General features: G+C 38.2%; 23 protein-coding genes and 1 pseudogene. 12 read left to right on the top strand and 12 right to left on the bottom strand.

The window, feature by feature from the left end:
* The first annotated feature begins 35 nt into the window (after positions 1 to 35).
* On the top strand, positions 36 to 779 hold the full coding sequence (locus A194_RS0101970) for a FixH family protein (RefSeq protein WP_017185205.1): 744 nt from the start codon (positions 36 to 38) through the stop codon (positions 777 to 779).
* A 42-nt stretch (positions 780 to 821) separates the two neighbouring features.
* Here the strand turns inward: A194_RS0101970 and A194_RS16950 are convergent, their stop codons facing one another.
* The 4 genes from A194_RS16950 to A194_RS0101950 all read right to left on the bottom strand — a co-directional run bounded on the left by A194_RS16950 (position 822) and on the right by A194_RS0101950 (position 4,757).
* Entirely contained in the window at positions 822 to 1,379 is a 558-nt protein-coding gene (locus A194_RS16950) for a CBS domain-containing protein (RefSeq protein ID WP_017185204.1), read from the bottom strand.
* Positions 1,380 to 1,625: 246 nt separating this feature from the next.
* A complete protein-coding gene (locus A194_RS0101960) occupies positions 1,626 to 3,230 on the bottom strand; it encodes an ABC transporter permease (RefSeq protein ID WP_017185203.1) in 1,605 nt (534 codons plus the stop codon).
* Positions 3,227 to 4,120: an ABC transporter ATP-binding protein gene (locus tag A194_RS0101955; protein ID WP_017185202.1), complete on the bottom strand. Its 894-nt coding sequence runs from the start codon at positions 4,118 to 4,120 to the stop codon at positions 3,227 to 3,229. Before A194_RS0101955 ends, A194_RS0101960 begins: the two co-directional genes overlap by 4 nt.
* A gap of 13 nt (positions 4,121 to 4,133) precedes the next feature.
* Positions 4,134 to 4,757, bottom strand: coding sequence for a TetR/AcrR family transcriptional regulator (locus A194_RS0101950; RefSeq protein ID WP_017185201.1), 624 nt, complete (start codon positions 4,755 to 4,757; stop codon positions 4,134 to 4,136).
* Positions 4,758 to 4,936: 179 nt separating this feature from the next.
* Between A194_RS0101950 and A194_RS0101945 the strand changes: the two genes are divergently transcribed.
* Complete coding sequence (locus A194_RS0101945) at positions 4,937 to 5,899, top strand: hypothetical protein (protein WP_017185200.1); 963 nt, start codon at positions 4,937 to 4,939, stop codon at positions 5,897 to 5,899.
* Between the two features lie 42 nt (positions 5,900 to 5,941).
* Here A194_RS0101945 and A194_RS16945 read toward each other — a convergent pair whose 3' ends face one another.
* Both A194_RS16945 and A194_RS0101935 read right to left on the bottom strand, forming a co-directional pair.
* A complete protein-coding gene (locus A194_RS16945; protein ID WP_017185199.1) occupies positions 5,942 to 8,599 on the bottom strand; it encodes a YhgE/Pip domain-containing protein in 2,658 nt (885 codons plus the stop codon).
* A gap of 85 nt (positions 8,600 to 8,684) precedes the next feature.
* Positions 8,685 to 9,206 carry a hypothetical protein gene (locus A194_RS0101935; protein WP_017185198.1) on the bottom strand — a complete coding sequence of 174 codons (522 nt, stop codon included), beginning with the start codon at positions 9,204 to 9,206 and terminating at the stop codon, positions 8,685 to 8,687.
* A 126-nt stretch (positions 9,207 to 9,332) separates the two neighbouring features.
* On the opposite strand from A194_RS0101935, the gene A194_RS0101930 reads away from it, so the two are divergent.
* Positions 9,333 to 10,820, top strand: coding sequence for a spore germination protein (locus tag A194_RS0101930; RefSeq protein WP_017185197.1), 1,488 nt, complete (start codon positions 9,333 to 9,335; stop codon positions 10,818 to 10,820).
* A gap of 34 nt (positions 10,821 to 10,854) precedes the next feature.
* Here A194_RS0101930 and A194_RS0101925 read toward each other — a convergent pair whose 3' ends face one another.
* The gene (locus A194_RS0101925; RefSeq protein WP_017185196.1) at positions 10,855 to 12,201 is read right to left on the bottom strand and encodes a hydroxysqualene dehydroxylase; all 1,347 of its coding nucleotides are present in this window, start codon (positions 12,199 to 12,201) and stop codon (positions 10,855 to 10,857) included.
* A 148-nt stretch (positions 12,202 to 12,349) separates the two neighbouring features.
* Between A194_RS0101925 and A194_RS0101920 the strand changes: the two genes are divergently transcribed.
* The 9 genes and pseudogenes from A194_RS0101920 to A194_RS21255 all read left to right on the top strand — a co-directional run bounded on the left by A194_RS0101920 (position 12,350) and on the right by A194_RS21255 (position 20,140).
* Complete coding sequence (locus A194_RS0101920) at positions 12,350 to 13,186, top strand: manganese catalase (RefSeq protein WP_017185195.1); 837 nt, start codon at positions 12,350 to 12,352, stop codon at positions 13,184 to 13,186.
* Positions 13,187 to 13,281: 95 nt separating this feature from the next.
* The gene (locus tag A194_RS0101915; RefSeq protein ID WP_017185194.1) at positions 13,282 to 13,947 is read left to right on the top strand and encodes a type 1 glutamine amidotransferase domain-containing protein; all 666 of its coding nucleotides are present in this window, start codon (positions 13,282 to 13,284) and stop codon (positions 13,945 to 13,947) included.
* 120 nt (positions 13,948 to 14,067) lie between these two features.
* Entirely contained in the window at positions 14,068 to 15,177 is a 1,110-nt protein-coding gene (locus tag A194_RS0101910) for a mechanosensitive ion channel family protein (RefSeq protein ID WP_017185193.1), read from the top strand.
* 110 nt (positions 15,178 to 15,287) lie between these two features.
* Positions 15,288 to 16,843, top strand: a pseudogene (locus A194_RS16940) (catalase).
* A gap of 276 nt (positions 16,844 to 17,119) precedes the next feature.
* A complete protein-coding gene (locus A194_RS0101900; RefSeq protein WP_017185192.1) occupies positions 17,120 to 17,884 on the top strand; it encodes a transporter substrate-binding domain-containing protein in 765 nt (254 codons plus the stop codon).
* 119 nt (positions 17,885 to 18,003) lie between these two features.
* Entirely contained in the window at positions 18,004 to 18,666 is a 663-nt protein-coding gene (locus A194_RS0101895) for an amino acid ABC transporter permease (protein ID WP_017185191.1), read from the top strand.
* Positions 18,667 to 19,389, top strand: coding sequence for an amino acid ABC transporter ATP-binding protein (locus A194_RS0101890; RefSeq protein WP_017185190.1), 723 nt, complete (start codon positions 18,667 to 18,669; stop codon positions 19,387 to 19,389). It abuts the gene before it with no gap.
* A gap of 29 nt (positions 19,390 to 19,418) precedes the next feature.
* Complete coding sequence (locus tag A194_RS0101885; protein WP_017185189.1) at positions 19,419 to 19,808, top strand: ectoine synthase; 390 nt, start codon at positions 19,419 to 19,421, stop codon at positions 19,806 to 19,808.
* Positions 19,808 to 20,140 carry a DUF5316 family protein gene (locus tag A194_RS21255; RefSeq protein ID WP_192808099.1) on the top strand — a complete coding sequence of 111 codons (333 nt, stop codon included), beginning with the start codon at positions 19,808 to 19,810 and terminating at the stop codon, positions 20,138 to 20,140. The genes A194_RS0101885 and A194_RS21255 overlap by 1 nt, the downstream gene beginning before the upstream one ends.
* A gap of 37 nt (positions 20,141 to 20,177) precedes the next feature.
* Here A194_RS21255 and A194_RS0101880 read toward each other — a convergent pair whose 3' ends face one another.
* The 5 genes from A194_RS0101880 to A194_RS16930 form a co-directional block, all read right to left on the bottom strand.
* On the bottom strand, positions 20,178 to 21,326 hold the full coding sequence (locus A194_RS0101880; RefSeq protein ID WP_017185188.1) for a dicarboxylate/amino acid:cation symporter: 1,149 nt from the start codon (positions 21,324 to 21,326) through the stop codon (positions 20,178 to 20,180).
* Positions 21,327 to 21,472: 146 nt separating this feature from the next.
* Positions 21,473 to 22,603, bottom strand: coding sequence for a radical SAM/CxCxxxxC motif protein YfkAB (gene yfkAB, locus A194_RS0101875; protein WP_017185187.1), 1,131 nt, complete (start codon positions 22,601 to 22,603; stop codon positions 21,473 to 21,475).
* Positions 22,604 to 22,672: 69 nt separating this feature from the next.
* Positions 22,673 to 23,659, bottom strand: a complete 987-nt coding sequence (locus A194_RS16935; protein ID WP_017185186.1) for a homoserine dehydrogenase — start codon at positions 23,657 to 23,659, stop codon at positions 22,673 to 22,675.
* 14 nt (positions 23,660 to 23,673) lie between these two features.
* Complete coding sequence (locus A194_RS0101865) at positions 23,674 to 24,990, bottom strand: O-acetylhomoserine aminocarboxypropyltransferase/cysteine synthase family protein (protein WP_017185185.1); 1,317 nt, start codon at positions 24,988 to 24,990, stop codon at positions 23,674 to 23,676.
* A gap of 12 nt (positions 24,991 to 25,002) precedes the next feature.
* Complete coding sequence (locus tag A194_RS16930) at positions 25,003 to 25,602, bottom strand: homoserine O-acetyltransferase family protein (RefSeq protein WP_017185184.1); 600 nt, start codon at positions 25,600 to 25,602, stop codon at positions 25,003 to 25,005.
* Between the last annotated feature and the right edge of the window lie 138 nt (positions 25,603 to 25,740).

Raw genomic sequence — 25,740 nt, 5'->3', positions numbered from 1 at the left:
TGGTTAGAATGGCTGATGGAAGGAGTAGATTTTATATGAATAAATGGCTTTTAGCTTTAGTTACTGTCATGTTAGTGACAGTCGCTGCATGTGGAGGTCAAGATGAGGAAACAACAGAAGAACAAGAAGTTGACTCTTTAGCTCCACTTGAAGTAGAAGTATTAATGGACGAACAAATCGATACAGGTGAAAACATGCTATCAACTCGTGTAACTCAAGACGGACAACCTGTTGAGGATGCTAGTGAAGTTATGTTTGAAGTGTGGCAAGAGGGTCAAAAAGAGTCGAGTGACATGATTGAAGGAAATCATGTTGAAGATGGTCTCTATGAGGTAAGCTATACATTTGAGGAAGAAGGCGTATTTTACTTAGTGCCTCACGTTACAGCTCGTGATCAACACCATATGCCACAACATGACCTTGTTGTTGGAGATGCCGAGGTAGAAACAGCGACATCTGATGGTCACCCACACGAACACGATCACCACAGTCATACAGAAGACGCTGATGAACGTTTATCTGTCGACTTTCAGATGGTTAATGATCAACTGACAACTGAAGTATTATTCGAAGGACAAGAACTAGAAAATGCTGATGTCACTTTTGAAGTATGGCATATTGATCACGAAGACCAAAGAGCTTGGATTTCTGCAAACGAATCTGCACCTGGTGTTTATCAAGCAGACTTTGATGAAGATACAACAGGAGAACACCATGTCATCATCCATATTGAAAATGATGATTTGCATGAACATATCGGCGAAGTATTTGAATACTAAAAGTCAAAAAGACGACCGTTAAATTTTAACGGCCGTCTTTTTTTATTGCATTCCTTGATTGTTCTGTTGGTTCATTTGGGTATTTTGCTGTTGTGCCATTTGAGTGTTTTGTTGTTGAGCCATTTGAGCATTTTGCTGTTGTGCTGCTTGTGCATTACTTTGTTGAGCAGATTGCCTTAACGCTTGCGGGATTGATATGTTTGATAGTGCATCTCCCGCTTCATTACGATATATGTTTTGTTGTGCTAAGTCACCAATTGATAACATACCTACTGTTTGACCATTTTCAGTTACTGGTAAACGTCTTATTTGTTTTTCTGCCATTAGTTGTGCAGCTTCATGAACATCCATACTTGCATCGGCTGACACAATTTCACTACTCATACATTGGCCAATTGGACAATTCCCTTGCTGATTTTTAGCTGTAGCACGTAGAGTAATGTCACGGTCAGTAATAATCCCGCGAAGTTGACCATTTTCAATAACTGGAATAGCCCCAATATCATTCTGTTCCATTAAAGCAGCAGCTTCTTGTACAGTTTGATCTGATGTAACAGATACAATGTTTGAACTCATTAAATTTTTAATAGCATTTTCCATTACTTATATCACTCCTTTTACTCTTTATCGTGCACTCAGTATTAAAAAATATTCATAAACCTATACGTCATTTTGACCTTCTTCATTAAAAATGAAGAACTCATAATTTAGTATGAACAATAAAGAGCAGAGCATTTTAATGGAGCAGAGCTAAAAGATAACCCCCAAACGAAGTCAAAAGGTGATTTCGTTCGGGGGTTATGTGTTTACAATTTGTTCTGTCTCAGCCTCAATTACAAACCTTTACTAACCGTTAATATCACGCCTGCTATAGCTGATCATCGCAAAAACAACTAAAATAATTGCCAAAGATGTTAGCGTCATTACTGAAGGCCAATTCATTTCGTCAATAGGTAGGCTAGGTACATGTTCATACACTGACAAAAACTCCATCCATTTAGGAAATTCTAGTAACCCACCTAAATAAACAACAATAAATGAATAACCTAAATATAGCCAAGTGAGGCCTTTCCATTTACCAATCCCAACTAACAATGCAGCTAAACCGATTATTAACCAAGTGGCAGGCAAGTAAACGATAATGGAGTTGAAAACTGTACTAAATGCAAGGTCATCTTCCAGCATCATTACACCTGTCGCCCCCATACCAACAGCAGCTGACACCATCACGACAGTACTCATAATCAAGGCTACGACTAAATACGTTGAAAGTAGCTTTGTCTTCGAGATCGCACTTGCCAACACTTGCTCAGTGCGGTTAACCTTTTCCTCTTTCGCTAAACGATAAACCGCTAAAACCATAGGGATTGTTGCAAAAATCGAAATAATGACCGCTAACATCGCAATGAACTGTTCAATTAAAGCTAGACCTTCTGCAGTTTCACCACCTAACATTTGCTGCATCACTTCCAACTCAGAAACATACGTTTCCGTTTCCCCTAACACAGAGCCATAAGTTGCACCAAAAATAAACAACCCAATGCCCCAAGCAATAAGTGAAGTTCTTTGCATTCTCAAAGTAAAACCTAATGGTGTGCGCAAAAATTTAGATGCATGATCCTTTCCTGATTTAGAAGGAAGTAATCCTGCTCCAAGGTCACGTTTGGCATTTAAATACAAAGCTACGAACGATATAAGCAAAGTTAAGCCTAACGTCATTAAAACAGGCCACCAACGATTTTCCACAAAAACTTGTGCTTCAATCACCCAACCAAGTGGAGATGCCCATGATAACGCTTCATTAGATACATCACCAATTGCTCTAATTAAATAAACCACAATAAGAACGGTAAAAGATAAACCAATTGTGCCTCGCGATGTTTCAGACAGTTGTGCACATAAAGCAGTGATCGCTGCAAACAAAACTCCCGTCACACCAAGAACCGTTCCATAGAGAAGAGCACCTTGTGGATCAATACTTTCGATCCGTAAAACTATAAGTGATATCGCTATTAAAAACGTTAATAAAACAAATGTTAAGGTTTTATTAATAAGGACAGCCGTCAAATTAGACATACGACCAACAGGGAGTGATCGAATTAACTCAAGCCTTCCTTCCTCTTCATCTTCGCGTGTATGCCTTGTTACAAGCAATATACTCATTATTGCTACTACAACTGCCGTTAACAACAACATTTGGTGAGACAAAATTGCACCAACGTGATAATCATCAACGCCATAAGCAGGACCAAGTAAGGCTGTGATTGCTGGATTAACAACAGACGCAGCTAGCTGATCGCGATCATCAGCAGATGGATAAAGTCCTTCAAACAACAATGTTGTTCCAACTGTAACGATCATAAAAGCTAAAATCCAAACGGGTAACCTCACACGGTCTAGCCTAAGTTGCATTAAGGCTATCGGTTTTATCTTTTGAAACATACGCGTCATGAAGTCGCACCTCCTGTCTCATAATGACGCATAAATAAATCTTCTAACGTCGGCGGTGCACTTTCTAATTTAACGACTTCATACTCACTAATCCATTTAATGACATCATCTAACTTTTCTGAGTCTACTTGAAAACTATAGCCTTGCTTTTCTTGTTGCCAATCATAAACACCGGGCGTATCCGCTAAATTAAGTGGTTGTTTCGTTTCAACATAAAGATGTGTCCGTGTTAAATGTCTCATTTCCTCTAACGAACCTGTTTCTATTACAGTACCATCACGAATGATACCGACATGATTACACAATTTCTCAACCTCTGATAAAATGTGACTCGATAATAAAACACTTTTCCCGTCCTTTTTTGCTTCCATTACATACTCTTGGAAAACCCGCTCCATTAAAGGGTCTAATCCCGAAGTTGGTTCATCTAAAATATATAAATCCGCATCAGCTGCAAATGCTACAACTAGAGCTACTTTTTGTCGATTACCTTTTGAGTAAGTGCCACATTTTTTCGTCGGATCTAATTGAAAACGATCAATGAGCTCTTGCTTACGAACTTTATCCACTTCATGACCTCTTAAACTAATGAAGTAATCAATAACTTGCCCTCCTGTTAAATTTGGCCATAAATTAACATCACCTGGCACATAAGCAATACGTTTATGAATTTCAACTGCATCTGACCAAACATCTTGACCGAAAATTTTCGCTTTACCAGAAGAAGCCTTTAAAATGCCAAGTAAAATACGAATAGTTGTAGATTTACCAGCACCATTTGGCCCAATAAAACCAAATACTTCACCTTCTTGAACTGTTAAGTTAACATCACTTAACGCCTTTACTTCCCCAAAACTCTTCGTTAAACTTTTCACTTCCAATACCGCCATGCAATCCCCTCCATTATTTATAAAAAGCGGTTTTTAATGTATCTAAATACTGAGTAAACTCTAAAGTGAGCTTCTCCATATCAACATTTTCCAATTCTTCCCCTTTATACTTCTGGCTCATATATTCTCGATATCCATCCATTGACCATTTAATAAGGTCCATCGCTTTTTGTACATCGACATCTTCTCTAAACAAACTGTAATCAATATTTTTATAAATACTATCAAAGGCTATTTGTTGTAGTTGTTTGATCTTGTTCCTAGTATCACTAGATAACAATTCATCCTCAGTTAGCATAATCACGCCTAAAAAGTTAAACACATAAGGGTTCTCATCGAAAAACGTTAATTTACTCATTGAAGCTTGCCTAAATCGTTCGATAAAGTCTGGCTCGCTTAAATCTATTTGCTGTACATAACCTTTTTGAACTAAGTCAAAACAGTAATTGATTAAATAATCATAAAGTTCCTGTTTATTATTAAAGTAATAAAAAAGCATCCCTTTTCCTATACCAGCATTTTTAACAATTTGGTTAGTTGAAGCTTGTTCATAACCCTTTTCCGCAAACTCTTGTAAGGCAGCGTTAATAATGCGTTGTTGTTTTTCTTTCTCCAAATTATGAAACGATTTTGGCACGTATAGTCCTCCTCTTTCACTTTAGACCATATTGGTCGATTTAAATATAACAAATTAGACCGACCTGGTCAATATTATTCTGAAAATTATTATTTTAGAATTTTAAGATATTGTTGCACCATAGACTAGTAGTATGTGATATGATAATTACTGTAATTATTTAGGAGAGGGGAATATACATGTATAAGAAACTTATACTAGCGGCCGTGTTAGCTGCAGTTACAATACTTGCAGCCTGTGGAGACGACCGTAGTGACAAAGAGGTTGTCACTGACGCGTTTAATTCGATGCTTGAGGCCGAAAGTTACGAATCAACGTCAGAAATGGATTTTGAATTTGAGTTTAATGGTGAAATGAATGATCCAATGTTCGATCAAGTTTCAGCAATGCTCAATGACTTTGATTTTAAAGTAGATCAAGTTTATGATGCGAACCAACAATTACAAGAAGCGATTATTTACTTCAGCGGTAGTATACCACCGTTCACTCTTGATGTAGAAGTACCTTTTTTACAAAACCTAGAGACACAAACGATGTATATCCAAACAGATAGCATTGTTGAAAACTTAGGTATGTTCTTCCCACTTCCTGAGGAAGCAGCAGGGAAGTTACTTGAGATTAACCTAGATGACTTTGAAGGTGAAGCACCAGAGTTTGACCAACATGAAATGGAACAAAAAATGCAACAACTTTTAGCTGACTTCTTTGAACAGAAGGACGAAAGTGATTTCTCTAGTGATGGAGATGAATACACTGTTTCTTTTAACGAAGATGACTTTTTATATCTAGTAGAAGGATTTATGAATGAGTTTGATGATCTATTTACTGATGAAGAGCTTGCAATGGTAGAACAAGATTTAGATGAAGCAGTTGCTGAGCTTTCTGAAGTAATGAATATTGAGCAGCTAGACTTTTCTGTTGTTGTTGATGGAGATCAACTTGAGCAGGATTCATTCGTAATGGATCTGTTATTAGAAGACCCTGACAGTGATGAGTCCGTTGAAATTTATTTAGCTGGAAATACGACTTACAGTAACTTCAATGAAGAGGTTGAATTTACAATCGATCCTGAAAATGAAGAGATTCTAGACTTTGAAGAGTTAGAACAAATGATGATGGATGCGATGATGCAAGGATTTTAAAATTAATTTAAAAGCTGCCGAGTGGTCACTCGACAGCTTTTTTTAATCAATTAACCGACTAGACTTCGATTTCTCAGATGTTTCGGCAATTCGCACGGCTAACTTTTCTTTTAAAAGTAATCCAAATACAACAGTTCCAACCCCAAATGCTACAAGCATGCTCGTGTTAAACCAAGCAATAGACGGTATAATTCCTCCTACCGCTTCTCTTAACAAATCAACAGCATACGTGAATGGTAAGTAAGGGTGAATCGCTTGGAAAAAGTTTGGTGCGACTTCAATCGGGAACATTCCTCCCCCACCAGCTAGCTGTAAGACGAGAAAGACAATGGCTAGAGCTTTACCAATATTCCCAAACACTGAAGTAAGCGTGTAAACCATCAACATGAACACAACAGCAATTAACACTGTAAAAATCGTAAACCACCACGGCGACTGCGTATGAACTCCTAGCATCATAATGTTACCTACACTAATGACAATACCCTGTAATACAGCCACAATGAGGAATAAAATCATTCTCCCTAAATACATATGGTGCACTTTGTAATGCGGTTGACGATCTTTTCGATGGACTTCAGTACTAAGTAGATTACATAGCAATAATGCACCAATCCATAAACTTAAAGCTGTATAAAAAGGTGCATTCGCAGAACCATAGTTAGGAACTGAGAACAGTTGGTTTTCATTTAAAACAACAGGTTCTCTAAAGAAATCACTTTCTTCCTCTACATCATTTCTTAAAAGAACAATTAATTCATTTAGAGCTCCCTCTTCTTCTATCTCTTGCATTCGTTCAGTGACTTCACTAAGTTGAGTATTCAGGTCTTCTAGGTCTTCATCTGCGAATTGTGCTAACTGTTGTACAGTTTCTTCCACTTGAAGAAAGTGTTCATCGATTAAATCAAGTAATGACAAATACTGCGCTTCAACCTCTGGCAAATCACTACGAATGAAAAGTGCGACTTCCTCTATCCTCTCTTGCAAATCACCAAATTGATGTTCCATAAAATATTCAACATCCAAAAGAGTATTTTCAACCATAGGGAGGATCTCTTCGATTTGGTCGATTAAATTAACTAAATCATCACTAACATTTGTCTCATTTAAAAATGCTTCTAACTCTTGTTCATCTATTTGAAAGAGTTGATCCATCTCATCTATATGACCTTCTAGCTCTGGAAGTACTTCTAATATGTTAGATAACTGTTCATTTGTCTCATAAACTTGTTGATAGACTTGCTCAAACACTGAATGAATTTGGTCTTCGCCTTCGGTTGTCATGAAATATTGAAAATCAACTAAGTCATTATTTAGCATTCCTATGGTTTGATTTATGTCATCAATCCAATCTTCAGCAACTTCCTCATTTTGTTCAAGTCCTTCAATAATTTGATCAATTCGTTGTTGGGTAGATTGAAAATGCTGTTGAATCGTTTGTAATTGCTCAATCGTTTCTGAAATATCGGGGTCTACCGACTCCCATTGTTCTAATTGGGATATAACATCTCCTAACAATAAATCATAAGATTGCAGCTGGTCATTTAAGTCATGTAACCTTGCTTCTACTTCATCTATATCTGATTGATTTAAAGCTTGCTCTATCTCCTCTAATAAAAGAATGGTATCGTCTGTCATTTCGTTAAGGTGATTAATATATTGATCAAGGTCTTCATTCAAGTTAGCTAATAGACCAACTAACGTACTTGTATGCTCTTCCATCGTTTGAATTTGGTCTAGTACGCCAGGTAAATTATCATTAACTATACTTATACCTTCTTGTAACTGTAAGGCTACTAATATTACCTCATTAATTTCATCTTCAATCACTTCCATATGCTTTGAAAAAGCTCGGAATTCTTCTAAAGACTGATTAATCTGAGGCAAATAAGATTGAATTTCAATGATTCTTTCACCTAATGCCTCAACTTCAGATAAATTTTCTTCTAGCTGAAGAAAATACTCTACCCCTTCTCTAATTTGTGGTCGGAGCTCATCTAACGATTGAAACTGCTCTACTTGAGTCTCAACATCATCCCACCGTTCATCAATCGATATAACTATGTCCCCGATATCCATCAATAAAGGCGTACTTTCTTCTAATGTGTAGACCTGTTGTTTAAGTGCCCTAATAGTAGGTAATTCCTCTTCTAATGCAATTCCAAGACGATCGAACTCAGTAAAAAGAGCTTTACTCGATTCTTGTATGAATTGAGATGATACCTCATTAACAATAGTGGTCGTGCCTGTCTCTGTCATTTTCGGTGCAATCGCATTCAGCTTATCATTAACCTCATAATGAATCTCCGCAGGATTTGGTGAGCCATCAATTACACTTACAAGGCCTTCAGAGAAATCTTCAGGAATATATATGGCTGCATAATAATCACCATAATACACCCCTTCTTCAGCTCCCTCTCTTGAAACAAATGTCCAACCAAGCCCACCTTCTTCTTGAAGATTAGCTTCTACTTCATCTCCTACATGTACAAAATCACCTTCTACTTCAGTGCCTTCATCTTCATTAACGACAGCGACTTTCACATCGTCTGTATTGTCATAAGGATCCCAAGATGCTGCTAAATTAAACCATGCATAAAGTGAAGGAAGAATTGCTAAACCGATTAATAATATTCCAACGAGAGGAACTCGCTTTATATTGGCTATATCTTGCTTGAATATATCCCAGACTGTTTTCATATCCACTCACCTTTAAACCTATTTTAAAATAATTTATCCTCCACCCATTATACATGTAAAACGATGACTTAACTGTTATACTTTTTTACAACTTCTTGACCATGACAAGGCCAACAACTGATACAGCAATTAAACCGGAATGGTGAATCCACGGAGTCATAACTAGACCGGCCATCATAACAAAAGCAGATATCGACATTATAATTCCTATTCTCGTATAACGTTTGAATAGGACATATCCAAAACTAATTAACCCCAAAGGAAAAAGTAATGACATAACACCTACAAATGTTAGCTCGACATGAACTGAAAGAACATTTGATGTCGTTTCCCCAACTAAGTTTAACAAGGAGATAAACTGACTGATCATTAAGAAAGGAACACCGATTATAGTAATGATCAAAGCACCTTGCATTAACTGGTCCTCAGAGTATTTTTTCAGCCAATAGACTAAACCAACTTGAATTAAACTTAAGCTAATTATAAGCAAATACACTAACACGAAGGAGCCTTCTCCAGTTCTCCCTTCTAAACCAAAACTAAAAATTGCAGGTTGCATAAACAACAATAAACCGATTATGTAACACCACTTCAGCAGCAAATTCATTATAAAAACTCCTCTAATCCTTTTTATATAGTATACCAAACTTAAATGAGCTATTAACACCGCATAACTTTCAGTGACTGATTAATAATATGATTAGTCACTTTTAGACTGATTGGAGGGTGAACTGTGGGTAAACCTGGTAACCAAGTCCCTGTATCTAAAAACTTCAAAAAGAATGTCGAATATTTAACTAAAGAATTAAGGGTAGAAGAAAACTTCGACGTCATTCACCACAAACTCGTTCATGGCGGTAGGAGAATGGCGATGTTTTTTATCGATGGTTTTGCTAACGACTTATCGATGATCGAGACATTAAAAAGCTTAAATGATCTAGAAATCGAAGACTTAAAGAAAAACCCAATTGATACTCTTACCCAGTCGATTATTCCACACCAAGAAGTAGAAACAACCGAGGACTTAGAAGAAGTGATTGGTCAAGTGTTAGCAGGCCAGACAGCTCTCATTATTGAGAACTGTAATACCGCTGTGATGGTTGATACGCGTGAATACCCGATTCGTTCACCTGAAGAGCCAGACTTAGAAAGAGTCGTGCGCGGACCAAGAGATGGTTTTGTAGAGACGATTGTCTTTAATGCTGCTTTAATGCGCAGACATGTCCGAGATCGCTCTTTAGTTATGGAGTACTTACAAATTGGTAAACGATCAAAGAAAGACATTGCACTTGCTTATATTGACAGCATTGCAGACAAAGAATTAGTGGATCGAATCAAAAAAGAATTAGAATATATTGATGTAGATGGTTTACCGATGGGTGAGAAAACACTAGAAGAATATATTTTCGGTAAACGACTAAGCCCTTACCCACTCGTTCGCTACACTGAACGAGGAGATACATCAAGTATTCATCTCATGGAAGGGCATGTTCTAATTTTAGTAGATGGTTCACCTAGTGTCATGATTTGCCCTACGACCTTTTGGCACCATTTGCAACATGCAGAAGAATACCGACAAGCTCCCGCTGTTGGCATGTTCTTACGTTGGATTCGCTTCATTTCAGTATTAATTGCTTTATTTATTTTACCGATGTGGTACTTACTTGCAACAAATCCTCACTTAGGCGGTGAACATTTAGCCTTTTTAGGGCCGGATGACCCGGGTACTATTCCATTGTACGTGCAGTTTTTACTCGCAGAAATTGGGGTCGATATATTAAGGATGGCTGCCATTCACACCCCTAACGCATTGGCTACTGCATTAGGTCTTGTAGCTGCCATATTAATTGGGGAAATAGCTGTAGAGGTAGGGTTATTTACAAATGAAGTCATTTTATACATTGCCGCAGCCGTTATCGGAAACTACGCAACACCAAGTTACGAATTAAGTTTAGCGAACAGAATCTTCCGCTTAGTATTTTTAACTTTCGCAGCTGCGTTTGGCGTTGTCGGATTTATTATTGCTGTTACAATCTGGCTACTTGCATTAATTAAAACGAAAACACTGAATGTTCCGTACATGTGGCCATTACTACCGTTTAATCCAAGAGCATTCTTCCTAACATTAGTGCGATCACCATTACCATTTAACGATAAACGACCTAGCATTCTAAATACTAAAGATAATACAAGACAACCACCGAAAAGAAGAATATTATAAACGAAAAACTGCTCACTATGTTATGAGCAGTTTTTTATTGGCTTTCACGAAGCGCATTTATTACATTTTCACTTGCTAGCTCTCCTGATAAAACCGCCCCTTCCATCGTTGATAAATAAGGCTGCTTTGTATAGTCTCCAGATAGCGTTAAACCAGGAACAACAGTATTTTGACTTGGTCTTAATAAATCGTGTCCAGGTGCAACTGAGTAAAATTTGTCACTATGCCTAACAACCCGATAATCGATCACTTTATTTCTCATACTAATCCCAATTTCATCAGCTTCTTTATAAATTAATTCAATTAACTCTTTATCTGTAAGCACCTCTAGTTCTTCAGTTGATACGAGCATCACTGACAAACGGCCTTTTGATTGTCTAAATGTTGACCTCGACTGTTCAGAGAAGCTTCCTAAAACTGTTCCTGGAGCAAAAGTAGTTCGATCATGCTCTAACACAGGCTCTGTTAATTCTATTTGAACTGAAATGGCAGGCAAAGTCGGTAACTTTAATAACGAATAAAAGTTTATTTGGTCTAGGGGTGACTGACTAATGATATTTTGAGCAGCTCCTATATCTGTCGATAATACGACTTGCTCTGCATAGAACTTATCATGCCCAAGATCAACTCCTACCACTTCCTCTCCTTCAACTAACAACCTTTCAACACCTTGGTTTAAAGTTACCTCACCACCTAGGTTTTCAAAATAATCCACTAGCGGTTTAATCATCACTTCGCTCATTCCACCTAAGTAGCTACCAATTCGCATTTTGTAAAACCTTTGCGGAGCCGGTGCTAGTATCCCAAAAAAGACATAGGCTGAAAAGTTCTCTGATGGTGTGAAAAATACACCTCGACACATCGCTTCGATAAATAAGTGGATCGCATCTTCATGGACGCCATGTTCACGTGCGAAGTCTAATATGCTAGTCTGATCTAATTTCTTCGGATCAACCTTAAATTCGTGAAGACCATTTTTGAAAAATGGCATAAGCGATAGTTTCGCTTTAGGTGAGATTGATTTGTTATTACCTAGCATGGCCCTTAGTATTTTAATCGGTCCATGAAAAGGCGCGACTCCAAAAGTCGTAACGTGCTTATGCTTTGGTGATAAAACATCCAACTTCTCTTCCCAGACGACGATATCATTTAAGTTAATGCCTGCTTGGTGGAGCAACTTTGGAAAATGTTTGTAATAACCAATAACTCTGTGAAAACCCGCATCTACTGCCATACCGTTAAAATCCCACGAAGAAGTACGACCTCCCATGTGCGATGCTTTCTCCAATATTAATACGTTATACCGGGCTTTGGCGAGTTCAATCCCACACGTTATACCAGCTAATCCGCCACCAACAATAATGACATCATACCGTTCCATTAATTTAGCCACCTTCACTCGTGTTGTTATTAGATTGTCCATTGTTATGAGTTAAATGCCTATTTTTACTTATTTACGAGACATTAGCCAAGGCAAATGCATAACTATACACAGATACCTAAAAGAAAAAAATAAGGAAGTGAAACTCTTGTTTTATCACATTAAGGAACTTCAATTTGAAGCCAAGCCAGAAAGACCAGATCCACTATTCGCACGAAAACTACAAGAAATATTAGGCGGACAATATGGTGAGATCTCTGTTGCCATGCAGTACCTATTCCAAGGTTTTAATTTACGTATGGAAGGCAAGTACAAAGATTTGCTTTACGACGTTGGAACAGAAGAACTAGCGCACGTTGAGATGTTAGCAACGATGATTGCACGCTTACTAGATGATGCACCAGTGGGAACTTTGGAAGAAGCGTCGCAAGACCCTGCAATGGCAGCCATTATTGGCGGGATGAACCCGCAACACGCGATCGTTTCAGGACTTGGTGCGATGCCTCAAGACAGTAATGGTAACAGTTGGACTGCTGATTACATCGGTGCTAGTGGTAACTTACTTGCTGATTTTAGAGCCAATTTAACAGCCGAATCACAAGGGCGTTTACAAGCAGCAAGATTGTATGAAATGACTGATGACCCTGGTGTTAAAGAAATGTTATCTTTCTTAATTGCACGTGATCGTATGCACCAAAATATGTGGTTAGCTGCTATTTGTGAGCTTGAAGAAAAAGAAGGCATTGTTGTACCATCAACTTTCCCATCAGACCAAGAATTAAAAGAAGTCGCTTATGATTTTTATAACTTTTCACGTGGAGATGCGAGCGCAGAGGGGCGTTGGGCTCATGGACCGAGTATGGATAGCTGCTCTTACTTCCATTACGTTCAACATCCACCAGCTTATGGCCCAATCCCAGTACTTGAACCGGCACCTCCATACACATTTGATACGAACTTTAATATTCCACCTCAATTATGTTAAATCCCTTTTTAGGGATTTTTCTTTTTATAAGCATCTGGTTTGCTTCATAATTTTCATAAATGTTATAAATACTACCACAGAAGGAGGTAGTAGACATGACAAAAAGAGTTTTAATGGTGTTAACTAATCATACGAAAATTACAGATGATCACAAAACAGGTCTATGGTTAGAAGAGTTCGCATTACCATATGTGAAGTTTAAAGAACAAGGCTATGACGTAAAAGTAACGAGTATTGAAGGTGGCGAAGTACCACTGGACCCGAATAGTATTGAAGACAATCCAGAGTGGAAAGCTGCTGAATCTGAACTAAAAGATACAGAAAAGTTAACAAAAGGTGATGCTGGTGAATTCGATGCAATATTTTTACCAGGCGGACACGGTACGATGTTCGACTTCCCAGATCACGAAACACTTCAATATGTTTTACAACAATTTGCTGAAAAAGAAAAAGTGATCGGCTCTGTCTGTCACGGACCAGCCGGACTTGTTAACGTCACTTATGAAGACGGTACTCCAATTGTTAAAGATAGAAAAGTAACGGCATTTACTGACGAAGAAGAAAAAGAAATGCAATTAGATCAGCATATGCCATTTATGTTAGAGGAAAAACTTCGAGAACAAGGGGCAAACTTTGAACGTGGTGAAAAGTGGGCAGACTTCTCCGTACGTGACCACAACATTGTGACAGGACAAAACCCTCAATCAAGTGGCAGCACAGCAGATCGCGTCATCCGTGCTATTGAAGCTTCTGCCGTTTAACAGACCACCTCGGGCATATTAGCTCGAGGTTTTTACATATTCAGCTTCTTTATGTTTTAAGATGTGTATAGTATGATAATAATAGTTTTAAAGAGGCGTTAAAGATGAAGGAGAAATAATATGAACTGGCGATTTTGGGAATACATAAACGATTACGACTTATGGATTAATCTAGGTATTGCTTTAGGAATTCTAATAGTCTTTCTTTTGCTAAGAAAACTATTTGCTAAGTATGTTTTTTATTTCATCTTAAAACTGACAAATAAGTCAGGGTCAGATCTACTTAATTTCGTTGTGAAGTCGTATGAACGACCTGTGAGGTTACTCTTTGTCATTATAGGTATTTATATCGCTGTTGATTATGTACCATTCATTAACCAACAAGGTGACCTATTTGAAAGCTTAATTAGGTCTTCGGTTATTTTAATCATCACTTGGGGACTGTTTAACTTAGCATCCAGTTCATCTTTATTACTAATGAAAGTCAGTGATAAAGTAAATTTAGAAATTGATCAAATACTAATTCCGTTTATATCAAAAGCTGTCCGCTTTATCGTCGTTGCCATCAGCTTAAGTATTATTGCACAAGAATTCGGCTATGACGTCAGTGGTTTTGTTGCTGGTTTAGGTCTTGGTGGTCTTGCATTTGCTTTAGCGGCACAAGAAGTGATTAGAAACTTATTTGGCGGGGTCGTCATCATTACTGAAAAACCATTCACAATGGGGGATTGGGTTGAAACCCCTAGCGTTGAAGGTGTCGTTGAAGATATTACCTTTAGAAGTACACGTATTAGAACATTTTCGGAATCACTTGTCACGATCCCGAACTCGACCCTTTCAAATGAACCCATTACGAACTGGAGTGAAATGGGCAAACGTCGTATATTCTTCAATTTACGTGTTGAATATAGTACACCGAAAGATAAGCTTGAGTCAGTTGTTAAACGCATCCGTGAATTGTTAGAAAACCACGAGGACATTCATCCAGAAACAATTTTTGTACGCTTTGACAACTATAACGACAGTAGCTTGGATATTATGCTCTACTTCTTCACGAAGACAACGGCATGGGAAGAATACTTAGAAATTAAAGAAGATATTAACTTCAAGATTATGGACATTTTAGAAGAAGAAGATGTGTCAATCGCCCTCCCTTCTCGTTCACTTTACCTTGATGCAGATGACGAAGCGGTGAAGCGCTTTTCAAGCTCTTTTAAAGATGAACAATAACGTTAACACCTCTTTTATGTACAAACATAAAAGAGGTGTTTTGTTGTTTTTATACTAAATTTCCTCTTTTTGCACACAATAAATGTGAATTTGAAAGGAGGAATTGTTATATGAAAAATAAAGACAGCAAAGATGAAAATCAAAAATCAAAACTAACAAATCAGCAAGGACACCCTGTCACAGATAACCAAAACACAAGAACAGTCGGAAAACGCGGCCCAACCGTTCTTGAAAACTACGATTTTCTTGAGAAAATTAGCCACTTCGACCGAGAAAAAATCCCTGAGCGGATCGTTCACGCCCGCGGAGCTGGTGCACACGGTTACTTTGAATCATACGGTGAAGTAAACGGTGAACCTATTTCGAAGTACACGCGGGCAAAAGTATTTGAAAAAGGAAAACGCACACCTGTTTTTGCGAGGTTCTCGACAGTTAACCATGGAAAACATTCACCCGAAACGTTACGAGATCCACGCGGTTTTGCCATCAAATTTTACACAGAAGATGGTAACTGGGACTTAGTCGGTAATAACTTAAAAATCTTCTTTATTCGTGATCCGATTAAATTCCCTGATTTCGTACACGCGTTTCAACCAGATCCTGTCAAAAACATTCAAGACCCTGAAAGAATCTTTGACTTTATTAGTCAATCACCAGAAGCGACACATATGATTACATTTTTATTCTCACCATGGGGTATTCCAGCTAACTATAGACAAATGCAAGGTTCAGGTGTTCATGCCTACAGGTGGGTGAACAAAGATGGAAAAGCCGTCTTAGTTAAATACCATTGGGAGCCTGTGCAAGGTATTAAAAACTTAACGCAACAAGAAGCCGACAATATTCAAGGCATGAACTTTAACCATGCAACGCAAGATTTATATGAAGCAATCGAAGAAGGTAATTACCTGAATGGGAGCTTTACGTTCAAATTATGGAAGAAGGTGGGCATCCTGAGTTAGACTTTGACCCACTAGACCCAACTAAACTGTGGTACCGTGATCAATTCCCTTGGCACAAAGTCGGGAAAATGGTACTTAACGAAAACCCGAAAAACTTCCATGCTGAAGTTGAACAGTCTGCTTTTGGTACGGGTGTATTAGTAGATGGACTAGATTTCTCAGATGATAAACTACTTCAAGGGCGTACGTACTCATACTCAGACACACAACGTTATCGCGTAGGACCTAACTACTTACAACTGCCTATTAACAGTCCACTTAAAGGCATACGCACGAACCAAAACGGCGGGCAAATGGATTACCGAACAGATTACGGTGAAGATAAAAACCCACATATTAACTATGAACCTTCACTTCTTGGTGGATACACAGAAGATCAGAACAATGGTCAAGAACATGAACCGTACGTCGAAGGAAACATTGTAAGAGAGCCAATCGACCGCCAAAACAACTTCGGACAAGCTGGTGAGACATATCGTCGTCTTAATGACTGGGAGCGTGACGACTTAATTAACAATTTAGTTGGCGCATTGTCTCAATGTCATAAAGACATTCAAAACCAAATGATTGAGAACTTCACAAAAGCCGATGAAGAATACGGAAAACGTGTCGCTGAAGGACTTAACTCGATGCCTAAAGATGATAAGATGGAAGAAGCCGTTCATAATGCTGAACAAATGGGGCACCCGTCAGATCCATATTAATTTTAAACAAAAGCTTTGTACGTAACGAAAACGTACAAAGCTTTTTTCTATCATATTTTTTGTACAACTACCATATTTATTGTTAAAGGGAAATGTAGATTAAACGAAAGGATTATTAAAAAAACAACAGTTATTTTATAAGTGATTGAGTTCTACTACGAAAAATCAGCTCAGATATCAGATAATTCATAATAATGTAGTTTAATGTCATTTTCCAAAACTATTAAAACCATGAGAAAATAAAGTTGGCAAACAAAATTTGGTAGGGGGTACATAATGAAAAAGTTAACTATTTTACTTGTTGCGATGTTCACAATTGGAATTCTTGCAGCATGTGGTACAGATGGTGAAGGTGGAGACGGTGATATGGAAACATATTCAGTTGCCACAGATGCAAACTTCCAACCTTTTGAATATTTAAATCCTGATACAGGTGAAATGGAAGGTTTTGATATCGATTTACTTAACGCAATCGCTGAAGAAGCAGGGTTCCAGGTTGAGTATGAAACGATGGAATTTGACGGCTTATTAGCTTCAATGAGATCAGGTCGTAACGATATCGGTATTGCTGGTATTTCTATTACAGAAGAAAGACAAGAAACAATTGACTTTTCAGATGCTTATTACGATTCAGGTTTAATTTTAGCGGTTCCGGTGGATTCAGATATTGAATCAATTGATGATGTTGACGGTCTTGAAGTTGGTGCTCGTCAAGGTTCTACAAGTGAGGAGTACCTATTAGACAACACAGATGCTGATGTTACAGCGTTCCCAGAAATCGTAACAGCTTATATGGACTTAGAAGCAGGTCGGTTAGATGCTGTTCTTTATGATTTACCTAACGTTCAGTACTACATTATGGAGAATGCAGAAGATGAACTTAAAACGGTAGGTGACGTTTTAGAAGGTCAACCATACGGGATTGCTTTCCCTAAAGACTCTGAACTAGTTGAACCTGTTAATGAAGCTTTAGCTACAGTAAAAGAAGACGGGACTTATGATGAAATTTACGAAAAATGGTTTGGCGAATCACCAGAGTAAAAATTAAATAACAACACGGACACTACTATATTCAAGCGTAACAAGTACATGCTTGTTACGCTTTTTTTCATACTGAGTCGTAACCGTAATGCGACTTCATAGAAGGAGAGATTAATAGAATGCTTGAAGCACTAATGGACTCAGCCTATATTAAATCGTTACCCTTTTTATATGAAGGTTTGAAGCTAACTTTACTAATTACAATAGTCGGTTTATTTTTAGGTTTTATTCTTGGAGCGTTCACAGGACTTGGTAGATTATCTAAAAATGGATTCATTCGAGGTATAAGCACCATTTTTGTAGAAGTTGTCCGAGGAACGCCTATTTTAGTACAAGTTTTATTTATTTATTTCGGTATTTCGGAAGATTTAATTGGTGTTAATATCAGTGGTTTAACCGCTGCTATAATTGCAATCACAATAAACGCAGGTGCTTACATCGCTGAAATTGTTCGTGGAGCTGTTCATTCGATAGATAAAGGACAGTATGAAGCTGGACGTGCTGTAGGGTTAACCGAAAGACAAACGATGCGCTACATCATCTGGCCTCAAGCCTTTAAGCGGATGATTCCACCATTAGGTAATCAATTTATTATTAGTTTGAAAGATACTTCCTTATTCTCCGTCATTGCTGTTGGAGAATTAGTATACCAAGGTAGACAATACTATAATGCAACATTCGAAGTATTTGAGACTCTCGTTATGGTTTGTATCATATACCTTATGATTACAATTCCAACTTCGGTAATTTTACGTCGTGTAGAAAGGAAGTTAGATGTATAGATGATTACTGTTAAAGATTTACACAAGTCGTTTGGGGACCTTGAAGTCTTAAAAGGAATAAATGCTGAAGTTAAAGAAAGTGAAGTAGTCTGTGTAATCGGGCCTTCAGGTTCTGGTAAAAGTACATTTCTAAGGTGTATCAACCTTTTAGAAGACATTACATCAGGCGAAGTTACAATCGATCAAGATGTAATTAATGACCCTAAAACTAACATTAACCAAGTCCGTTCACAAGTAGGAATGGTATTTCAGCACTTTAATTTGTTCCCACATAAGACGGTGCTAGAAAATATTACTATTGGACCTGTTAAAGTTAAAGGTATGAAAGAAGAGGCAGCTAAGGAGATCGCTTTACAACTTTTAGAAAAAGTTGGGTTATCCGACAAAGCAGATGCCTACCCTGAAAGTCTATCAGGCGGACAAAAGCAACGTGCAGCTATAGCACGTTCACTAGCTATGGAACCCAAAGTTATGTTATTCGACGAACCAACATCGGCATTAGATCCGGAGTTGGTTGGTGACGTGTTAGAAGTTATGAAAGATTTAGCAAGAGAAGGTATGACGATGGTCGTCGTAACACACGAAATGGGATTTGCTCGCGAAGTTGGTGACCGCGTTATGTTTATGGATGAAGGTGTTGTGATGGAAGAAGGCGACCCACAACAAATTTTCGAAGATCCACAAAACCCACGTACACAAGAGTTTTTAAGTAAAATTCTATAACAAACATATTCGAAGGGAGAAATCTACTAATGAAAATTGTAAAATTACAAGATGTAATCGGGTCAGAAAACGAAGTTAAGGGTGAAAATTGGGAAAGCCGTCGCTTACTTTTAAAGAAAGATGGAATGGGCTTCTCACTCCATGACACTGTAATCAAAGCAGGAACTGAAACTCACATTTGGTACAAAAACCACTTAGAAGCTGTTTACTGCATTGAAGGTGACGGTGAAGTCGAGACATTAAAAGACGGTAAAGTATATAAAATTACACCAGGCACAGTTTACTCTTTAGATGAACATGATGAACACTTATTACGTGGTGGTAGTGAAGACATGCGCGTTGTTTGCGTATTCAACCCGCCTCTATCAGGTAAAGAAGTTCATGATGAAAATGGCGTCTACCCTGTAGATGAGGATTAATTAATGATAAGGGGCGATTTATTATCAAGAAATTTTCATACGTTGGCTTTGGGTTAGCATTTACAGTTGTCGCTTTATTAGTTGGGGCTTTCACTGGTGATTGGAATGTACCACTGACCATCATTAGTGTAGGTGCAATTGTTCCACTCGTTATAGCAGGTATTTTAACAGGTGCTCTTAATCGCGGAGATCGTGTAAGAGCTAACTATCATACTGAGACACAACAAGATCGCTATAGTAGAGATGTGTGGATCAAAAAACTTCTACTCATAAGCTCACCCAATGCAACATTATTAGTCTTGATGATTATAATCGGATTATTGACGTATTAAAATAAGGCAACCTCTACTTAAAGAGGTTGCCTTATTTTTATCCTTTAAACTTACTTGTAAACTTATCAACGAACAGTGCAATTGCACCATCACCTGTAACGTTAGCTGCTGTTCCGAAGCTATCTTGCGCCATATATAAAGCGATCATTAACGCAATAGCTGCTTCAGTAAACCCTAACATTGAGCCTAAAATACCAATCGCCGCCATTATCGCTCCACCTGGAACTCCTGGAGCTGCAATCATAATAATACCTAACATTGCAATGACTGGTAACATCTCGAAGAAGCTTGGTACCGTGTAGCCATCTAATACAGCCATAACTGCTACTGTACAGCTGACAATCGTAATAACACTACCTGACAAGTGGATTGTTGCACTTAATGGGACACTAAAGTTTGCGACCTCTTCTCGAACTTTGTTTTGTTTCGCTTGTTTTAACGTAACTGGAATTGTCGCAGCACTACTCATTGTCCCTAAACCAGTAAAGTACGCTGGTAACATTGTTTTAAGCAAACTGAATGGATTTCGACCAATATAAAGTCCAGCAGCTGTATACTGAAGAATAATCCACGCCCAGTGTGTCGCAATTGCAACAACTAATACAACACCGAACACTCTTAACGTATCAAATACAGTACCTTCTGAAGCCAATTCAGCAAAAATTCCAGCAATAAAGAATGGAAGTAATGGAATAATTACTTTAACAATAACTAATTCCACGACTGACTTACCTTCATCAAACACACGAATTAACGTTTCACTATTTAACTTAGCCATCGCAATACCGAACGTAAAAGCTAGTACTAACGCTGTAATAACTCCCATTAAAGGATCAATAGCTAAATCAATATATCCTTCTAATGCGCTACCTTCTTCTGGTGCAGAACGTTCTGAAGCCACCATAGGCATAATTAATGTTGCAATGAAAAATGCAGCAATACCTGCTAGAATAGTTGACGTGTAAGCTGTCCCAACTGTCAAACCTACTAATCTACCAGATCCATGCCCAAGCTTTGATACACCTGATGCAATAAAGAACAGTATAATTAATGGAATCATGAACTCAATAAACTGTCCAAATAAGTCGCTAAATGTAATTAACGACCTCGTTAACCACTCAATCCCTATAAGTCCAACAGCAATACCTAGTATAATACCCGCAATTAATTTGGCGATTAACTTCATTTCTTGATGCTCCTTCCCTTTAATGACAATTTTATGAATATTAATTCTAATATTACTGTTTAATGTCGAAATATACAACGCTATTTCAAATAATCAGAATTATCAGATTTATACTATAGAAAAACTCGGCCACATTGACCGAGTTTTTAGCGATTTTCTATTTCAATTTTTGCCTGACGTTGCTGAAAGTCGACTTCTTGATAATACGTGTTTTTTACTAACACGTTAGGACCTAAACATTTAGCGATTGGACAATGACAATTCAGTGATTGTGCTGTCTTTGTTTTTAACCATTGATGATATGAATCTAGAAGTTTTGTATCGTGAACATTACCCAAAGAAGGCTCATCTCCAAAGTCTGTTACTGTCACTTCGCCTGTAAATATATTAACATTTAACCGTGAACGCCCATCTGGATCGTTACGAACTGTCACATTGTTTGCTTGGTCTAACCTTTTCAATAGTTCTAAGTCTTTTTCTGAATGGTTACAAGGGTAAAAAGGCATTGTACCAAACAACATCCATACCTTTTCATCACGATGGTCTAGCAAACGGTTAATCGCCTCTTGCATTTCATCTAGCGATAACGTTTGCAGGTCGCTAGCGAAATCTACCGGATACATCGGGTGAATTTCATGACGGTCACATCCCATTTCAAGAACATGATCATGTATTTTTTCTAAGTAAGGAAAAGTACGCTTATTTAACATCGTTTCAGCTGAAACCATGACACCCGCTTCTGATAACTTTTGACTGTTTTCTACCATTCTATGAAAATACATTTCTCGGTTTTCATAAGAAGGTTTGCGATCCATTAGAGCAAAACCGGTCTCTGCAAACTCTTCTACTGTTCCCCAGTTATGCGAAATGTGTAATACGTCCAAATAAGGAATAATCGCTTCGTAACGACTGTATGGTAAAGTCAGGTTAGAATTAATTTGCGTTCGTACGCCTCGTTCGTGTGCATACTTCAATAAAGGCACAACGTATTCATCTACTGACTTTTTCGATAACATCGGTTCTCCGCCCGTAATACTTAACGTTCTAAGATGTGGCACTTCATCGAGTCTTTTAATTAATAAATCAATCGGCAAAGCGTCTGGGTCTTTTTTCATTAAAGTGTCACCCACTGCGCAATGACGACACCGCATATTACATAAGTGAGTTGTTGTAAATTCAATGTTCGATAACACCATATCACCATGTTCTTCAACATCCATATATGCTTCCCATGGGTCATATTGAGGGGAAAGTGGTGTTTTGTATGTTGTGCTCATTGAAAACGTCCTTTCTCATAGGGAAATCCTTCACTATTCTAACACAAATCCTATGAGGAAGAACGCATGTCATTCGAAACTAATGAACGACTTTTTTTGTTCATGCTTAAAAATGTGGACTAAATCTTCAACGATCACACTAGCAGTTGGCCCCTTCCCTGCACCCGGACCTTCAAGTTTAAGTTGGCCATTGTATTGACTAGTGACGACAACACCATTGTTAACCCCTTCTACATCATATAAAGGGTGCTCTGCCGTAAGCCATTTAGGTTCAACTACAACATTTACTTCACCTTGTTTAATCGATAAGGTAACAATATGTTTTGCTCGATTCCCTTTCAGTTGTTGATTAATCACATCTTCGTGTCTTAAGCCTGTAATACCTTGACGGAAAACCTGATTAAAATTAACCCGCTCTTCTGTTACAAGCTCTGCTAAAATAACAGCTTTATAAAAGGCATCGAACCCTTCAATATCATTAGTTGGATCGGCCTCTGCATACCCTAGACGTTGTGCTTCTTGTAAGGCTGTATTGAGATCAATCTGCTTATTTCTCATTTCACTTAAAATATAGTTAGATGTTCCATTCAAAATAGCTTCAATCCGAACCACTTCATTAACCGAAACCAACTGACTAAGTGTTCGAATGACAGGTACACCACCTGCAACAGTCGCTTCATAATGTACAGCTACACCTTGTTCTTTTGCTTTTTCTTTAAGTTCAAACCCTTTATAAGCAAACATCTCTTTGTTAGCTGTAATAATATGACACCCTTGGTCAATCGCCTGACACAAATAAGTAAAGGCAGGCTCAACACCAACAATCGCATCGACAATGACATCAACAGGCTGTGCTAAAACATCATCCATATTAGACGTTACTAAAACATTTTCAGACACATTACGATCAATGAAGTCATCTTTCACTAAAACAGCTACAACATTTATTGAGCAGTTCAGCGTTTTAGACAACCGTCTTTGTTCTCGTTCTATTAACTCATACACACCACTTCCTACTGTGCCAAAACCTAACAAAGCTACGTTAACCGAACCCATTCGCTTCCTCCTTATTATGAATGAACACGTTCAACTTGTGATAACTCACCTGTTGCGGCTTTAATTGCTTGCTCTAAGTCTTCAATTAGGTCATCAACATTTTCGATTCCAACTGATAAACGAATTAAATCGTCAGTCACACCTGTTTGGGCAATTTCTTCTTCACTTAACTGTTGGTGCGTCGTACTCGCTGGGTGAATAATTAAACTTTTTGCATCCCCTACGTTAGCTAGATGAGACCACAATTCCACTTGATTAATTACTTCAGACCCTGCTTCTTTACCACCTTTAATACCGAAAACAACAATCGAACCAGCACCTTTTGGTAAATACTTTTTCGCTAACTCATTTGAAGAATGATCATCTTTTTCTGGATACAACACCCACTCTACACCCGGATGTTGTTCTAGATACTTAACGATCCGACGAGCGTTTGCAACGTGCTCTTTCATGCGGACATGTAACGTCTCTAACCCTAACGCGATTTGAAACGCATTATATGGACTTAAGGAAGCTCCTGTGTCACGTAACACTTGAACACGTGCTTTCGTAATGAACGCTGCTTCAGGTAATGCTTCAGCATAAACAATGCCGTGATAACTTGGGTCTGGCTGAGTGAAGCCAGGAAACTTTGAGGAATTCCAATCGAACTGACCAGCATCAATGAGCACACCACCTAATGTCGTTCCATTACCGCCTAACCATTTTGTCGCTGAATGAACAACGATATCCGCTCCATATTCAATAGGACGTAACAAATATGGTGAAGGGAACGTATTATCGACAATTAACGGCACGCCTGCCTCATGAGCAATTTCTGCAACACGTTCAATATCTAATACGTGTAAGCCAGGGTTTCCGATTGTTTCAGCAAAAATCGCTTTCGTTTTTGGTGTAATCGCTTGGCGGAAATTGTCTGGTTTTGTTGGGTCAACGAAATGTGTCGTAATACCATGTTTCGGTAACGTTGTTGAAAACAAGTTATATGTTCCACCGTATAACGTTGATGCAGCGACAATTTCATCACCCGCTTCAGCTATATTAAAAATGGCAGCTGAAATCGCAGCCATACCACTTGAAAATGCCAAGGCGCCAATTCCACCTTCTAACTGTGCGACACGTTCTTCTAATGCACCAACTGTCGGGTTGCCGATACGAGAATAAATAAAGCCTTCCTCTTGCAGCGAAAATAAATTAGCTGCATGTTCTGTACTATCAAATTTATACGAGTTCGTTTGATAGATCGGTAGCGCTCTTGCACCTGTTGTCGGATCAGCCTCTAATCCACCATGTACTCCAATTGTCTCTAAACGATAATCTTTTTGACTCATTATTCATCACTCCTATTTATTAATTTTAAATGTTAACTTTTTTAACGCTGTTCCAATGACGTGTCCCCACTTGTCAAACTCCACTAAAAACCCGTCATGACCAAAGATCGTTTCAACTTCATAATAGTTAGCTGAACCACCTAGCAAATTAACATCATCAACAAATGACTTAATTTCTTGCGGTGGATACAGTAAGTCATGATGAAACCCAAGAGCCACAACAGGAACTTCTAACTGCTCTAATGCCGCTTCATAGCCACCTCTTCCACGTGCAACATCGTGACCATTCATCGCATCCAACAATGTTAAATAACTATTTGCATCAAAACGATCAATGATTTTGTTAGCTTGATAATCTAAATAAGACTGAACGTCATACTCATCATTTGTTTTCTTTCGGTTGAATCTTTCCTGAAATAAAGGTGCTGAGCGATACGTAATCATACCAATTTCACGTGCTAATCCTAATCCTTCTTTTGGGACTTCACCCCGCTGCCAGTTAGCGTCTTGCTTAATCGCTTTTGCTGAAATGTGGTTAAAAGCTATAGCATAATCGCTAAACTGAGGAGTCACAGCGATTGGGATCATCGCGTCTACAAAGTCTGGGTACATCACCCCCACTCCAACACTTGCATTCCGCCTAAAGAACCACCGATGACAGCTCGTAAATGATTAACCCCTAATTTCTTCAATGCTAAAAACTGAACCTCAACTAAATCACGAACCGTAACGCTCGGAAAATTAGGTCCG

The sequence above is a fragment of the Alkalibacillus haloalkaliphilus C5 genome, assembly GCF_000269905.1.
In the GTDB taxonomy this organism is placed as follows: domain Bacteria; phylum Bacillota; class Bacilli; order Bacillales; family Alkalibacillaceae; genus Alkalibacillus; species Alkalibacillus haloalkaliphilus_A.
This window is presented reverse-complemented; position numbering and strand designations above follow the sequence as displayed.